Genomic DNA, 15,015 nt, shown 5'->3' with positions numbered 1-15,015 from the left:
TCCGGGCCGTTAGGAAAAATCTGGCTGCTTGATGGCCTGAGTTTTTTAAACCTGGCCTGCATCTTGCAAAATCTCTGTTATCAGGGCGATGGGATCAGACCCATTTCGCTATTCGGGGTGAGTGACGGAGGCAAGATGAATTTAAGACGACTGAAGTACTTTGTGAAAATCGTCGATATCGGCAGTCTGACGCAGGCAGCAGAAGTGTTGCACATCGCCCAGCCTGCACTCAGTCAGCAGGTCGCGACGCTGGAAAATGAACTGGATCAGCAGTTGCTGATTCGTACCAAGCGCGGTGTTACGCCAACTGAGGCGGGTAAGATTCTCTATGCTCATGCGCGCACCATTCTGCGCCAGTGTGAGCAGGCCCAGACTGCGGTAATTAACGCTGGTCAGGTACTGAGTGGACAGGTATCGATTGGGCTGGCCCCAGGGACGGCGGCTTCATCGCTGACCATGCCGCTGTTGCAGACTGTGCGCGATCAATTTCCGGAAGTGCTGGTTTATCTGCACGAAAATAGCGGCAGCGTGCTGAATGAGAAAGTGATGAACGGTCAGCTGGATATGGCGGTGCTGTACGATCGCGCGCCCACTGCCGGGATCACCAGCATGCCGCTGATGAAAGAGGATCTCTTTCTGGTAGGCGCCACCGATTACCCGGGAGCCAGTGTCGATCTGGCCGATGTGGCGCAGATGAGTCTGTTCTTACCGCGTGATTACAGCGCAGTGCGCAAGCGGGTCGATGAGGCCTTTTCGCTGCGTCGGCTGAGTGCACGCATCATCGGTGAGATCGAATCGATTTCAACCCTGACCGCAGCCATTTCCAGCGGCATGGGCGTGACCGTATTACCTGAGTCCGCCGCCCGTTCGCTGGTGGGATCCACCGATGCCTGGATGTCACGCATCAACAGCCCGTCATTGAGTCTGCCGCTGTCACTGAACGTCTCCGCCCGGTTGCCGCTGTCACCTTCAGCGCAGGCAGTGAAGAACATTCTGCTGTCGCTGCTGAATAAGCCGCTGAGTGAGGAGCGGGAGTTGATGTTAGTGAGTTAAGAGGGCGCTTGCAGCGGGCTGGCAACCAGCCGGTTTCGCTTTGCAGCGGGTTTCGCTTTGCAGCGGGCTACACTGAGCGGGTTACGCCCGCCAGGCGATGGAGGCTGTGAGCCTTTAGCAGCGGGTATGCACTGAGGAAGTTTCGCCCGCCAGGCGATGAGGAGTTTCAGGTTGCCCGAGCAGGCGGACGCGTCAAGGGGCGGACGCCCGCCCCTTAACAATCCCGGCGTCCGGCTGCCTGCGCGCCCCGCTGTGCGGGGTGCCTTCGTCACGCCCTGCGGCCGACGGACCGTCCGGACTCGCCATCCCTGGCTCGTACCGTCCTTTCGCCGACGTCCTGTCGGCTCATCCTTGCCTGCGGTTGTTCCTCAGCGCTCCGGACGCCTCTGGTAAACCTTCGTCTGTAATTTCTGTATTTATTTGCTGCACAAAGCTGTTTACTGGCTGGACAGGAAGAGGTTCTATCTTTCCATTTCGACACAATGTGAACTTCATAGCACGAATGATAAATCCATGTTGGCGTGAAGAATTGCTGATGCGACTTTTAAATTATTCTGAATAGCTTTTGGGCACGTTTTTTTTCTCTGATACCGGGTTATTCCGCGATCTCTATATCTGAAACAATAAAACTTCAATCAGGTTGATTTCACGCTGTATGAAAATTGATCTGATGTTTGCCGGAAGATAGTTTAATCAGGCTGTGAAAGCAGTGGGCCTGTCAGCAGAAAACAGGCTGGCTTTCTCTTTTTAAAATGGAGTTTAAAACGATGGCTATTCCAGCTTATCTCTGGCTTAAAGATGACGGTAACAACATTATTGTCGGATCAGTCGACGTGGCAGGTCGTGAAGGCGCTATTGAAGTCCTCGGCCTGAATCACGGCGTCATGCTCTCCACAGACAACGTGACGGGTAAAACAACCGCTGTCCGCGAACACGCTTCTTACAGTTTTGATAAAGAGATCGATAAGTCCAGTCCCTGCCTTTACAGGGCTGTGACCTCAGGTCAAAAGCTTTGCTCAGCGGAAATAAGATTTTACCGGATAAATGACGCGGGGCAGGAGGTGGAATATTTCAATACTTTGATGGAAGGCGTAACCGTTATCTGTGTGGGCCCGATGATGTATGACGTTAAATCCCGCTATGGTGAGGCGCGGGATCATCTGGAAACTGTAGAGCTGATTTACGAAAAAATTACCTGGCGATATGCAGACGGAAATATCGTCCACTCGGACAGCTGGAATGATCGAGTGACAGCATAAAGGAATATAACGATGACATGGACATATGAGCAAAGCACGGGTCACTTATACCACAACAGTGAATTTATTGAGGCCGGCTACTCAGGTAGTCTGACTAACAAAAATAATCCCGATCGCCAGCATGTAAGAGGGATGGGGCCCCTTCCTCAGAGAACGTACAGAATTGCAGGGCACTCCACATCAAAAGGACCCCTGACCATTATTCTGGTGCAGACTTCCGGAGAGTCTTTTGGCCGTTCGGCATTTCGCATTCATGGCGAAAGGGTCAATAAGCCAGCGGGCTTCGCCTCAGAAGGCTGCATCATTATGTCACTTGCAACCCGGCGACGCGTGCTGCGTGAAGGCGGGACGCTGGAGGTGGTCCGATGAAATATCTGATATTGATTGGCCTTCTGCCCTTCGCGGTCTGGGCTGGAGCGAATACATCCGACTGGGAAAATTCGCTGAAGGGCATCGCGTCAGGAGAGCAAGCCTGGCTTGCAAAAGTGCCTCAACTGGCAGCTACGGCTGATGTTCAGCAGGCAACCCGGATGGAGGATGCCCTTGCCTCGGCGTTAGCAAAGAATACCCCGGGCGTGCTGGAGACGCTCCGGGTTATTGACGCCAGATCCTGGCCCCATATGGCAGGTACAGACATTGTCTGCAGCGTTCCGGCTGAGCAACCTACAGCCTTTATAGAGGATTTTTATCAACAAACCCGTCTGGCGCTACTGGCAACTGACCAGGGTGCGACCTGTCTGTGGATCCTGGAAGCAAGCTATGAAGAGATGAAAGCAGAGAGCGCCAGAATGCGTAATCTATCGCCTTCTGTAAAATAGCCTCTCCCCCAGGCCGGGTTTCAGTCAAATTCTGAAGTCCGGCCGCCCATCTCAAACCTCTCTGCACCCCCAAAACCCACCCCGTTATTCCCTAAAGTCATAAATCCGAATTTTTTAGTATTTCCGGTTATCAATAATAGTTCTTACCATCAGATAATCAGATTATGTAAAGGGAGGTAAATACCGTGAATTTCCAGCAGCTTAAAATCATCCGCGAGGCGGCCCGCTGTGAGTTTAACTTAACGGAAGTCGCTAATACGCTGTTTACCTCCCAGTCGGGAGTAAGTCGGCATATTCGTGACCTGGAAGATGAACTCGGGGTTGAGATCTTTATCCGTCGCGGCAAGCGCCTGCTGGGGATGACCGAGCCGGGCAAAGCGCTGCTGACCATCGCTGAGCGTATCCTGGATGAAGCGGGCAAAGTGCGACGTCTGGCCGATGTCTTTACCAATGAAACCAGCGGCATCCTGACCATAGCCACTACCCATACTCAGGCGCGCTACAGCCTGCCGAAAGTCATCAAAGCGTTTCGTCAGCTCTATCCTAACGTCCGGCTTGAACTTAATCAGGGTTCGCCGCAGGAAATTGTCACCATGCTGCTGGCGGGTGAGGCGGACATTGGCATCGCCAGTGAATTACTGGTCAACAACAGCAGCCTGGCGGCGTTCCCCTGGTTCAGCTGGCATCACGCCTTACTGGTGCCGAAAGGGCATGAACTGGTGCAGAATCAGCCGGTTTCACTGAGCACGCTCAGCCGCTATCCATTAATTACCTACCGGCAGGGTATCACCGGACGTTCGCGGGTTGACCGTGCATTCCAGACGGCCGGTTTAAAACCAGATATCGTGCTCAGCGCTCAGGACTCCGATGTAGTGAAAACCTACGTAAAACTCGGTTTAGGCGTGGGGATACTGGCCGATCAGGCGAGTGAAACTGAAGAGAGTGAAGAGCTGGTACGCCTCGATGCCACGCATCTGTTCGATGCCAGCACCGTATGGCTCGGCCTCAAGCGCGGCCAGCTGCAACGCAACTACGTCTGGCAGTTCCTGGAACTCTGCAACGCCAACCTGTCGCTGGAAGAGATCAAGCGTCAGGCGCTCTCTTACAGCAATGACGACGAACCGGTTATCGACTTCCAGATTTAAGCACACGGCGCATCCACCCGGATGCGCGCCTGTTTCCGCACGGCATAAAATTTCAAATCATTGCGAAAATCTCCCCTATCGACCTTTCTCACCCCGCACAACAACATCCTGCGCTGACCCGGCGCGATAAAGTGGAATCAGCTGACCACAAGGGGATGATATGTCGCGACTACAACTTAACGATAGCGATCTGCTGCGCCAGCAGGCGCTGTTTAATGGACGCTGGCAGGATGCGCATCAGGGCGCCACGCTGCCGGTTACCGATCCCGCCACGGGCGAAACCCTGGCGACTATTCCGGCACTGGGTCGGGCAGAAACCGGGCAGGCGATAGCTTATGCGGAAACGGTGCGCATCAGCTGGGGCAAAACCACCAATGCCAGCCGTGCCGCGCTGCTGGAAAAGTGGCATCAACTGATTATTGAACACGCTGACGACCTGGCGATTATCATGACCGCCGAGCAGGGCAAACCGCTGGCGGAAGCCAGAGGCGAAGTGCTCTATGGAGCCAGCTTCGTGAAATGGTTCGCGGAAGAGGCACGCCGCATCTATGGCGACACCATTCCCGCACCCAGCGAGGACCGGCGCATCCTGGTGCTGAAACAGCCGGTAGGCGTTGCCGCCGCGATCACGCCGTGGAACTTCCCGATTGCGATGATCACCCGCAAGGTGGCGCCCGCGCTGGCCGCCGGATGTCCGATTATTGTTAAGCCTTCCGAGTTGACGCCGCTGTCGGCGCTGGCACTGGCGGTGCTGGCAGAACGTGCCGGCTTCCCGTCCGGCGTGTTGCAGGTGCTGACCGGCCTGCCCACGGAGATTGGCGCGACGCTGACTGAAAGCCGCACGGTACGTAAAATCTCCTTTACCGGTTCAACCCGCATCGGACAGTTGCTGATGCAACAGAGCGCCGACAGCATCAAGCGCCTGAGTCTGGAGCTGGGTGGCAACGCGCCACTGATCGTGTTTGATGATGCCGATATTGAGATTGCCGTCGCGGGGGTCATGCTCAGCAAGTTCCGCAACGCCGGGCAGACCTGCGTCTGCGCTAACCGCATCCTGGTGCAGCGAAGTATCTATCCGCGTTTCACCGCCCGGTTGCTGGAGGCGGTCGCCACCCTGAAAGTGGGCGATGGTTTTGCGCCCGACAGCACTATTGGTCCTTTGATCAACAGCCGCGCGGTGGAGAAAGTGAACGGTCATATCGATGATGCGCTCAGTCAGGGTGCAACGCTGCTGACCGGCGGCATCAGCCAGGGCAACGGGACCTTTGTGCAGCCCACGGTGCTCGGTGAGGTCACCGCCACCATGCGCATCGCCCATGAAGAGACGTTTGGTCCGGTCGCGCCGCTGTTTATCTTCGATGATGAAGAGGAGGCAATCGCGATGGCAAATGACACGCCCTACGGCCTGGGTGCCTATTTCTTTACCGAGAACATCCGGCGCGCATGGCGGGTAGCGGAGGCGCTGGAGTTTGGCATGGTCGGCTTTAATACCGGCGCTATTTCCCTGGAGGTCGCGCCGTTTGGCGGCGTGAAACTCTCCGGTATTGGCCGGGAGGGTTCCCGCTACGGAATTGATGAATATCTGGAACAGAAAACATTTCACATTGGCAGTCTGTAACTAAAAATGAAAAAAGGCCAGCCGGATAATCCGGCTGGCCTTTTTTTGCCTGAGGCTCCGTAAAAACTTACCGGCGTCAAATAATTGTTCTGAAAAATTAAAGAATTTATCAGGGATGTGAAGCGGGTCGTTAAATCGGCGGGTCATGTGAACCGGAATGAGCCGCCTGACCCGAAATATCCGCTTTGGTGCAATTTCCGTGCAGGTTGCACCAGCAGGGCGCATAAATTTTGTGAAGTAAATCATCTGTTTAATTGTTCGGCAATTCCACAAAAAATCCCCCGCCAATACGGCAGAAAATTTTTTTGCACTGTTTTAAACGCATTTTAATTTTTTGCCCGGCTGGCATACTTTCTGCATTAGATTATTAACAGCGCAGAAACCGGCAGTTTTAAACGCTAATAAACCAGCAACTGATGGGTGTAACAAATAAGGAATTCTTCCATGTTAAGTTTCGACCCGGAAAAAGTTTCTCTTCCAGCTGGCCATTATATTGGCGGCCAGCACTGCCAGAGCCAGGGTGCATCCTTTGAGGTTAAACGTCCCTCGGATGGCAGGGTTTATGCCACGCTGCAGGACGCCACGCTGCAGGATGTTGATCGTGCCGTGACTGTGGCGCATCAGGCGCTGAAAAGCAGCGGCTGGTCCGGTTGTCCGCCGCGCGAACGCGGACGGGTACTGCGCCGCTGGGCCGATCTGATTGAGCAGGACGCGCTGCTGGCACAGCTGGAAGCGCTGGGCTCCACCCGGCCGATCAATGACGTGGTGCTGCACGAAATTCCTTTTACCGCCGAAGCGATTCGCTTCTATGCCGAATGCGCTGACAAATACAGCGGGGATCTCTTTCCCACCCGCGACAGCAGCCTGGGCATGCTGATTGCCGAACCTTATGGCGTTATCGCCGCGATTACCCCGTGGAATTTCCCGCTGTCGATGGCGTCGTGGAAATGCGGACCGGCGCTGGCGGCGGGCAATGCGGTGGTGCTTAAACCCTCTGAACTGACCCCGTTTTCTACCGTGCGCATGGCCGAACTGGCCATTCAGGCGGGCTTGCCGGCGGGCGTGCTGAACATTGTCCAGGGCAGTGGCGCGGTGACCGGCAGTGCACTGGTAAAACATCCGCTGGTGCGCAAAGTCTCGTTTACCGGCTCGACCCTGACCGGCGCGCGCATCATGAGCGATGCCGCGCAGCACGGCATGAAGCCGGTGACGCTGGAACTGGGCGGCAAAAGTCCGCAACTGGTGTTTGATGACGCGGGTGACCTTGAGGTGCTGGCCCAGCGTATTCTGCGCGGCTTCACCGCCAACGGCGGTCAGGCCTGTGTGGCGGGCACCCGTCTTATTGTGCAGCGCAACATTGCCGATCCGCTGGTTGAGCGGCTGGCTCAACTCTGCCGGGAGGTTAAACCGGGCGTCACCTGGCAGGAGGACAGCCGCTACGCGCCGCTGATCGATGAACGACAGGGCAACAAAGTCTGCTCGGTTATTGAAGCGGCAAAAGCGCAGGGCGCAGAAGTACTGGTGGGCGGTGAGCGTTTTGCCGACACCGACGACGGCTGGTTCTGGCAGCCCACCCTGCTGAGTCACGTGGCGCAGGATAACCCGGCAGTCCAGCAGGAGATTTTTGGTCCGGTGCTGACGGTGCAGACGTTTGATGATGAAGAGCAGGGACTGGCGATGGCCGCCCATGACACTTATGGCCTCTGCGCCGGTGTTCACACCCTGAGTCTGCCGCGCGCGCTGCGGGCAATGCGCGCCATTGACGCGGGCACCGTCTGGATCAACCGCTATGGACGCTCCGGCGACTTCATCATTCCGACCGGTGGCTTTCTCGGCTCCGGCATTGGTAAAGATTTAGGCCGCCAGGCGTTTCAGGCCTGCCAGCGCCAGAAGAGTGTACTCATCGATTTCTAAGCGCAACTGACAATGACGAGGGTGTTACATGGCACTGTTTAAACCGAAATTCATCACGTTTGACTGTTACGGCACGCTGATTCGCTTCGATATGGCGGGTGCCGCGCAGAGCTGTTTCAGCGACCGCGTCGACCCGGACGCAATGCACGCATTTACCACCGACTTTTCCAGCTACCGGCTGGATGAGGTGCTCGGCGCATGGAAACCCTATTACGACGTGGTGAGTAATGCCCTGCAGCGCACCTGCAAAAAGTGGGGCGTCCGCTGGGACAAAGCCGACAGCGACTTTATCTACACCGACTGCGCCAGCTGGGGTCCGCATCCCGACGTGCCCGCCGGGCTGGCAAAGGTGGCTAAGGAGTTTCCGCTGGTGCTGCTGACCAACTCGATGAAAGACCTGATCCCGCATCACGAACCGCGTCTGGGTGCACCAATCTATATGGCTATCACGGCAGAAGAGACGGGAGCCTACAAACCACAGATGAAGGGCTTCGAGTACATGCTGGATAAGCTCGGCTGCGGCCCGGAGGAGATCCTGCACGTCTCCTCCAGCTTCCGCTATGACCTGATGACTGCCCACGATCTCGGCATCAAAAACAAAGTCTGGGTCAATCGCGGTCATGAACCGGCGAATCCGTATTACCAGTACACCGAAATCAACGATATCGGCGGCCTGCCTGGCGTCGTCGGACTCTGAGGAACACCCCATGAAACTGGAATCGTTCTGGCAGGCTACCGCTCCGGCCTTTACCGGTGCCGCACGCGAACCGCTGCCGGCACAGGCGGACGTGGTGGTGATTGGCGGTGGCTTCACCGGCATCTCGGCGGCCCTGAACCTGGCGCGCAGCGGCATCAGCGTGGTGCTGCTGGAGAGTGGCGACGTGATGAGTCAGGCCTCGGCGCGCAACGGCGGCCACTGCAACACCGGTGTGGCGCAGAACTTCGCCTCGCTGGTGGCGAGCCAGGGTCTGGAGCAGGCCAGCCGCTTCTACCGGGCGTTTGATGAGGCGGTGAGCTATGTCCAGCAACTGATCCAGGATGAAGCGATCGACTGCGACTTCCGGCTGTGCGGCAAACTCAAGCTCGCCAGCAAAGCGTCGCATGTGGCCGGGCTGCAGGAAGCGTATGAACTGATGCGCCGCACCGTTGACCCGGAGATCGAACTGCTCGACAAAACGGCAGTGCGTGACGAGATCGCCAGCGATGACTTCCACGGCGGCCTGCTGCAGAAACGTGGCGGTCAGATGCACATGGGCAAGTTCGGCGTCGGGCTGGCTGAGGCCGCCGCCCGCAGCGGCGCGAAGATTTTTCCGCACCACGCCGTGACGAAGCTAGAACGCCTGAAGGGTTATCAGCATCGGGTAGAGACCGCGCAGGGCACCATTCTGGCGGACAAAGTGCTGATGGCGACCGGCTGCTCCAACGTCGGCCCTTTTCCCTGGTTTCAGCGCCGCATTGTGCCGGTCGGCAGCTTTATCGTGGTGACGGAGGCGCTCGACCCGGCGCTGCTGCGGCAGGTGCTGCCAAAGGATCGCACCTACGTCACCTCACTGAATATCGGCAACTACTTCCGTACCACGGCCGATCGCCGTTTGGTGTTTGGCGGGCGGGCGCGGTTTGCCGTCAGCAACCCGACGTCGGACTCGCGTAGCGGCGAGATCCTGCGCCGGGCGATGACGCAGATGCTGCCACAGCTTGGCCAGTCGCAGGTGGATTACTGCTGGGGCGGTATGGTCGACATGACCGCCGACCGTCTGCCGCACGCGGGTGAACAGGATGGCCTCTTCTATTCGCTGGGCTACAGCGGTCACGGCACCCAGATGTCGGTGTGGATGGGACGCGTCATGGCCAGTCTGCTGGCTGAAAAGCGCACTGAAAATCCCTGGCAGCGCGACACATGGCCCGCGCTGCCCGGTTATCACGGCAAGCCATGGTTTTTACCGCTCGCAGGACTCTATTACAAAGCAAAGGATCGCCTTTCATAACGTCCCGTCGGGTGCTGACCGCCAGGTTATCAGCACCGCCAGAACATGATCCCCGGTTCGCCTGACTATTGAGGGTACAGAGATGAGTAAATTTGATAATAACGACGCTGATGCGGTAAATCCGGCACTGACGCGCATGATCACCGAAGGCTCACTTTCACGTCGCAGTCTGATGAAAATGCTCTCAGCCGGTGCGGTGATGAGCAGCGGCCTGATCACTTTTTCAGGGGCGGCACTGGCGGATGACAAGCCGGTCAGGGGCGGTAAACTGCGGGCAGCGATGTCGAATGCCTCGGCCACCGATACACTTGATCCGGCCAAAAGTAACAACAGTGCGGATTACACCCGCCAGTTCATGTTCTACAGCGGCCTGACCGAGCTTGATAAAAACCTGATGGCGCAACCGGCGCTGGCCGAATCGCTGGAATCCAGCGACGGCATTACCTGGCATATCAAACTGCGTAAGGGGGTCACTTTCCATGATGGCAAACCGCTGACCGCCAAAGATGTCATCTACTCACTCAGCCGTCACAAAGATCCGGCCATCGCCTCTATCGCCTTTAAGCTGGCCGATCAGTTCAAAACCTTCAGCGCGGTCAATGATAATGAGGTGCAGCTGGAGCTGAGCAGCGCTAACTTCGACGTCCCTTATATGCTGGCGACGCCGCCGTTTCTGATCGTACCGGACGGCACCAAAGATTTCAGCAAAGGCATCGGCACTGGTCCGTTTGTCTGCAAAGCCTTTATGCCGGGTGTGCGCACCATCGGCACCAAAAATCCCAACTACTACAAGCCTGGTCTGCCACATCTGGATGAGGTAGAGCTGATTGGCGTCACCGACGGCGCAGCGCGCGTTAATGCCCTGATGTCGGGCGATCTGCAGATGGTCTCCACGCTGACCGCTGCCGACTGCAAACGCATCAAAGCCAGCAGCGAATTTGGCGTGCTGGAGAGTAAATCGGGCATGTACACCAACCTGATTATCCGCACCGATGTGAAGCCGGGTAACAATGAAGATTTCGTGCTGGCGATGAAATATCTGCAGCCACGTGAAATGCTGGTGAAAACGGTGCTGCAGGGTTACGGCGACGTCAGTAATGACACCCCGGTGCCGCCGTGGCATCCGCTCTATAACGCCGATCTCAAACCGCGTGCGCTGGACATTGAAAAAGCGAAGTTCCACATCAAAAAAGCGGGCATGGCGGGCTCCACGGTGGAGATCATCACCACGCCGAATATCGAAGGGGCAAATGAAGGCGGTCAGATGATCCAGCAGATGGCGCGCGGGGCAGGGCTGAACATCAAAGTGCGACGTGTGCCGTATGACGGTTACTGGTCTTCGCACTGGATGAAAGATCCGGTGGGATATGGCTCGATAAACCCGCGTCCGACGCTCGACATGCTCTTCTCACAGTTTTATCTCTCTACCGCACCGAATAACGAATCGGGCTGGAAAAATCCTCAGTTTGATCAGTTGGTGGTCGCGGCACGCGGTGAGCGCGATCAGGCGAAACGCAAGCAGATGTATGGCGACATGCAGAAGTTGATTTATGACCACTGCGGCACCCTTATCCCGACCTTTATCAGCTCCACAGATGGCTACAACAAAAAGGTCAAAGGGGTGGAGGCCTGGCCGTCAGGCATGATGATGGGCTATCGCTTCCATGAATTTGCGTGGCTGAGCGCCTGATACGTTATTTGAGGAAGGAGTACGCCGATGAACCGATACATGCTGTTCCTGATTGCCCGGCGAATTGGTGCCGGCATCCTGACTTTGCTTATCGTCTCGGCGGTGGTGTTTTTCATCACCAGCCTGCTGCCGGGCGACGCAGCGCAGATGATCCTCGGCCAGAACGCCACGCCGGAAACGGTGGCGGCGTTACGGCAGCAGCTGGGTCTCGATCAGCCTTTGCTGATGCGCTACTTCCACTGGCTGACAGGCATGGTGCAGGGCGACTTTGGCACCTCGTTTGCCAGCCATTTGCCGGTCTCGCAGCTGGTGGCGCAGCGCATTCCCGCCACCTTTGAACTGGCGGGTATCACCACGCTGATCTGCGTGCCGCTGGCGCTGATTATCGGCATTATTGCGGCGATGAATCGCGGTTCCCGGCTCGATCGGGCGCTGGTCATCGGCACCATGGCGACGGTTGCCGTGCCGGAGTTTCTGGTGGCGACGGTGGCGGTGCTGATTTTTGCCGTCAAGCTGCACTGGGTCTCGGCGATGTCGTTTGGCAGCCCGGATAGCGATCTGCTGAGTTACCTCAAAGCCTATGCGCTGCCGGTGCTGACCCTCTGCTGCGTGCTGGTGGCGCAGATGGCGCGTATGACGCGGGCAGCCATTATCAACCAGCTCGACAGTCCTTATCTGGAGATGGCGCTGCTGAAAGGGGTTTCACCGCTGAGAGCGGTGCTGCGTCACGCACTGCCTAACGCGGTCGGCCCCATCGCCAATGCCATTTCACTCAGCCTCTCCTATCTGTTTGGCGGGGTGATCATCATCGAAACTATCTTCAGCTATCCCGGTCTCGCCAGCCAGCTGGTGGATGCGGTCAGTAACCGCGACCTGCCGGTGGTGCAGCTCTGCGTGATGCTGTTCGCCGCCTGCTACCTGGTCCTGCTGCTGGCGGCAGACATTCTGACTATCGCCTTTAACCCGAAATGGAGAAGCGCATGAATATTCTCTCGTTGCCCTGGCGTTTCTTACAGTCGCTCTCCTGGTCGGGACGGCTGGGTCTGATAATGTCGCTGTTCTGGCTGCTGATGGCGGTATTCGGCACCCCGCTGGCCCCGCACAGCATTGATGACATCGGCGGCGGCCCGCTGATGGGCGGCCTGACGTCTGATAACCTGCTGGGCACCGACTACCTTGGGCGCGACATGCTGAGCCGGATTCTCTATGGCGCAAAGTTCTCTATCGGTCTGGCGCTGAGTGCGGCGCTGCTGGCCAGCCTGATCGGCACGCTGCTGGCGCTGCTGGCAGCGGTGGCGGGGCGCTGGCTGGAGGAGGTACTGGGCCGCGTCAACGACGCGCTGCTGGTACTGCCGGGCAAAGTGCTGTCGCTGATGATAGTCGCGGTATTTGGCTCCTCACTGCCGATGCTGATCCTCACGGCGGTCTTCACCTACTGGCCGGGCGCATTTCGTATCGCGTTTGCCATGGCCAGCTCGCTGCGCAGCATGGATTACGTCCGGGCGTCACGGCTGCGGGGCGAAAGCCGCTGGTATATCGCCATTCACGATATCCTGCCCAACATGGTGCACCCGATGCTGACTGACTTTGGTCTGCGCTTTGTCTACATCGTGCTGCTGCTGAGCGGCCTGAGCTTCCTCGGTCTGGGTGTTCAGCCGCCCTACGCCGACTGGGGCACGCTGGTGCGTGAAAATATGCAGGGGCTGTTTGACGGCTCGCCTGCGGTGCTGATGCCCGCGCTGGCGATTGCCAGCCTGACCATTGGCGCCAACCTGTTTATTGACAGCCTGCAGGCGATGCGTCCGATGACCCTGGCGAAGGAGGGAGCATGAACGTGACACCACATACCGCCATGCCGGTGATTTCGGTGGATAAACTGCGCGTCACTGCGCAGACCGATCGCGGCGAAGAGATCGACCTGGTTTCCGACATTCACTTTACCGTGCAGAAGGGCGAAGTGCTGGCGCTGATTGGCGAATCCGGCTCAGGTAAAACCACTATCGCGATGGCGCTGATGGGTTACGCCCGCAGCGGCTGCCGCATCGCCGACGGCAACATTCACGTTGCCGGCACCGACGTTAACAGCCTGACGCCGGGGCAGCTGCGCGCCTTTCGTGGCAACAAAGTCGCCTATATCGCCCAGAGCGCGGCAGCGTCGTTTAATCCGGGCATGAAGATCCTCGACCAGGTGATTGAGCCGGTGGTTATCCACGGCACCCTGACCCGCAAAGCGGCAAAAGCCAAAGCGATTGAGCTGTTCCGCGAACTGGCGCTGCCCAACCCCGAGACCATTGGCGACCGCTTCCCGCACCAGGTGTCGGGCGGTCAGTTACAGCGTCTGATGACGGCGATGGCGCTGATTGGCGATCCTGACGTGGTCATCCTTGATGAACCTACTACCGCGCTGGATGTGACCACGCAGGTGGAAGTGCTGAAGGCGTTTCGCCGCGTGGTGGTGCAGCGCGGCGTCACGGCGATTTACGTCAGTCACGATTTAGCCGTGGTGGCGCAGATGGCAGACCGGATACTGGTGCTACTGCGCGGCAAAATGGCGGAGTATGGCAGCACCGCGCATCTGATCGGCGCGCCGCAGGCGGAGTACACCCGTTTACTGATGGAGGCGGCGCGGCAGAAAGAGCGGCCCAGCAACTGGTGCCCGGTTGCCGCCGATATTCAGCCGCTGCTTGAGGTGCGCGACCTCAGCGCAGGTTATGGTCCGCGCGGCAGCGATGGCTACCCGAAAATACGCATTCTGGAGGATATCAATCTCAGGCTGTGGAAAGGGCAGGCGATTGGCATCATTGGTGAGTCAGGCTCAGGCAAAACCACCCTGGCGCATGCCATAGCCGGACTCAACGCTCCAAGCCACGGCCATATTCTGTTTAACGGCCACTACATCTCGGGCGATATGCAAAAACGGCCTGACAATGAGCTGCGCCGCATTCAGTATGTGTTCCAGATGGCAGACACCGCGCTGAACCCGGCCCACAGCGTTGAACGCATCCTGTCGCGTCCACTGACGCTGTTTCACGGTCTGAACGGTGCGGCCCGACAGCAGCGGCTTTATCAGCTGCTGGATCTGGTGCAGCTTCCGCGCAGCGTGCTGTGGCGGCGTCCCTGGGCGCTCTCCGGCGGGCAGAAGCAGCGCGTCAATCTGGCGCGCGCACTGGCGGCTGAGCCGGATCTGATTCTGTGCGATGAAGTGACCTCGGCGCTGGATACAGTGGTTGCCGCCGCCGTCCTCGACTTAATAAGCGAACTGCGCCGCGAACTGGGACTCTCGGTGATCTTCATCAGCCACGACATGCATGCGGTACGCGCGGTGTGTGATGAAATCGTGGTGATGAAGAGCGGTCGCATCGTCACCCAGCTGGCGCGCAGCGACTACGACAAGCCGACCAGCGAGTTGTATTTCGAGCGGCTGAAACGCGCGGTGCCGGAGCTGCGTCAGGGCTGGCTGGATGAGCATGAAGAGATTTTAAAAGCAGAGTGAGTTGCCTGAAGCAACGGGCACCCTGATTAATCCGCCTGCG

Annotated in this window: 13 protein-coding genes; all 13 read left to right on the top strand. The window is 57.8% G+C overall.

Going from position 1 to position 15,015, the window contains the following annotated elements; genetic code table 11:
- Positions 1–135 precede the first annotated feature (135 nt).
- The 13 genes from nac (at position 136) to ACK13D_RS13185 (ending at position 14,975) form a co-directional block, all read left to right on the top strand.
- Complete coding sequence (gene nac / locus ACK13D_RS13245) at positions 136–1,053, top strand: nitrogen assimilation transcriptional regulator NAC (protein WP_418796584.1); 918 nt, start codon at positions 136–138, stop codon at positions 1,051–1,053.
- 767 nt (positions 1,054–1,820) lie between these two features.
- On the top strand, positions 1,821–2,312 hold the full coding sequence (tssD, locus tag ACK13D_RS13240; protein ID WP_010670916.1) for a type VI secretion system tube protein TssD: 492 nt from the start codon (positions 1,821–1,823) through the stop codon (positions 2,310–2,312).
- A 12-nt stretch (positions 2,313–2,324) separates the two neighbouring features.
- Positions 2,325–2,681, top strand: coding sequence for a tlde1 domain-containing protein (locus ACK13D_RS13235; RefSeq protein WP_418796582.1), 357 nt, complete (start codon positions 2,325–2,327; stop codon positions 2,679–2,681).
- A complete protein-coding gene (locus tag ACK13D_RS13230; RefSeq protein ID WP_010670915.1) occupies positions 2,678–3,130 on the top strand; it encodes a hypothetical protein in 453 nt (150 codons plus the stop codon). Before ACK13D_RS13235 ends, ACK13D_RS13230 begins: the two co-directional genes overlap by 4 nt.
- 185 nt (positions 3,131–3,315) lie before the next feature.
- Positions 3,316–4,275 (top strand): HTH-type transcriptional regulator Cbl, encoded by a 960-nt coding sequence (gene cbl / locus ACK13D_RS13225; RefSeq protein ID WP_418796580.1) that lies wholly within the window; start codon positions 3,316–3,318, stop codon positions 4,273–4,275.
- 160 nt (positions 4,276–4,435) lie between these two features.
- The gene (locus tag ACK13D_RS13220; protein WP_033758293.1) at positions 4,436–5,893 is read left to right on the top strand and encodes an NAD-dependent succinate-semialdehyde dehydrogenase; all 1,458 of its coding nucleotides are present in this window, start codon (positions 4,436–4,438) and stop codon (positions 5,891–5,893) included.
- A gap of 444 nt (positions 5,894–6,337) precedes the next feature.
- On the top strand, positions 6,338–7,807 hold the full coding sequence (locus ACK13D_RS13215) for an aldehyde dehydrogenase family protein (protein ID WP_263054103.1): 1,470 nt from the start codon (positions 6,338–6,340) through the stop codon (positions 7,805–7,807).
- Between the two features lie 28 nt (positions 7,808–7,835).
- Entirely contained in the window at positions 7,836–8,504 is a 669-nt protein-coding gene (locus ACK13D_RS13210; protein WP_418796578.1) for a haloacid dehalogenase type II, read from the top strand.
- A gap of 10 nt (positions 8,505–8,514) precedes the next feature.
- A complete protein-coding gene (locus tag ACK13D_RS13205) occupies positions 8,515–9,792 on the top strand; it encodes an NAD(P)/FAD-dependent oxidoreductase (protein WP_010247879.1) in 1,278 nt (425 codons plus the stop codon).
- Between the two features lie 82 nt (positions 9,793–9,874).
- Complete coding sequence (locus tag ACK13D_RS13200) at positions 9,875–11,482, top strand: ABC transporter substrate-binding protein (RefSeq protein WP_033778880.1); 1,608 nt, start codon at positions 9,875–9,877, stop codon at positions 11,480–11,482.
- 27 nt (positions 11,483–11,509) lie between these two features.
- A complete protein-coding gene (locus ACK13D_RS13195; protein ID WP_010247875.1) occupies positions 11,510–12,466 on the top strand; it encodes an ABC transporter permease in 957 nt (318 codons plus the stop codon).
- Complete coding sequence (locus ACK13D_RS13190) at positions 12,463–13,314, top strand: ABC transporter permease (RefSeq protein WP_010247873.1); 852 nt, start codon at positions 12,463–12,465, stop codon at positions 13,312–13,314. The genes ACK13D_RS13195 and ACK13D_RS13190 overlap by 4 nt, the downstream gene beginning before the upstream one ends.
- A complete protein-coding gene (locus tag ACK13D_RS13185) occupies positions 13,311–14,975 on the top strand; it encodes an ABC transporter ATP-binding protein (protein ID WP_033767692.1) in 1,665 nt (554 codons plus the stop codon). Before ACK13D_RS13190 ends, ACK13D_RS13185 begins: the two co-directional genes overlap by 4 nt.
- Positions 14,976–15,015 lie beyond the last annotated feature (40 nt).

This window comes from Pantoea sp. K16 (assembly GCF_048452805.1).
Classification (GTDB): Bacteria; Pseudomonadota; Gammaproteobacteria; order Enterobacterales; family Enterobacteriaceae; genus Pantoea; species Pantoea agglomerans.
The sequence above is the reverse complement of the archived record's forward strand: the minus strand, read 5'-3'. Positions and strand labels throughout refer to the sequence as shown.

Coding starts and splice junctions, on each gene's coding strand:
- nac (WP_418796584.1), top strand. CDS start 136: ATGAATTTAAGACGACTGAAGTACTTTGTGAAAATCGTCGATATCGGC.
- tssD (WP_010670916.1), top strand. CDS start 1,821: ATGGCTATTCCAGCTTATCTCTGGCTTAAAGATGACGGTAACAACATT.
- ACK13D_RS13235 (WP_418796582.1), top strand. CDS start 2,325: ATGACATGGACATATGAGCAAAGCACGGGTCACTTATACCACAACAGT.
- ACK13D_RS13230 (WP_010670915.1), top strand. CDS start 2,678: ATGAAATATCTGATATTGATTGGCCTTCTGCCCTTCGCGGTCTGGGCT.
- ACK13D_RS13220 (WP_033758293.1), top strand. CDS start 4,436: ATGTCGCGACTACAACTTAACGATAGCGATCTGCTGCGCCAGCAGGCG.
- ACK13D_RS13215 (WP_263054103.1), top strand. CDS start 6,338: ATGTTAAGTTTCGACCCGGAAAAAGTTTCTCTTCCAGCTGGCCATTAT.
- ACK13D_RS13210 (WP_418796578.1), top strand. CDS start 7,836: ATGGCACTGTTTAAACCGAAATTCATCACGTTTGACTGTTACGGCACG.
- ACK13D_RS13205 (WP_010247879.1), top strand. CDS start 8,515: ATGAAACTGGAATCGTTCTGGCAGGCTACCGCTCCGGCCTTTACCGGT.
- ACK13D_RS13200 (WP_033778880.1), top strand. CDS start 9,875: ATGAGTAAATTTGATAATAACGACGCTGATGCGGTAAATCCGGCACTG.
- ACK13D_RS13195 (WP_010247875.1), top strand. CDS start 11,510: ATGAACCGATACATGCTGTTCCTGATTGCCCGGCGAATTGGTGCCGGC.
- ACK13D_RS13190 (WP_010247873.1), top strand. CDS start 12,463: ATGAATATTCTCTCGTTGCCCTGGCGTTTCTTACAGTCGCTCTCCTGG.
- ACK13D_RS13185 (WP_033767692.1), top strand. CDS start 13,311: ATGAACGTGACACCACATACCGCCATGCCGGTGATTTCGGTGGATAAA.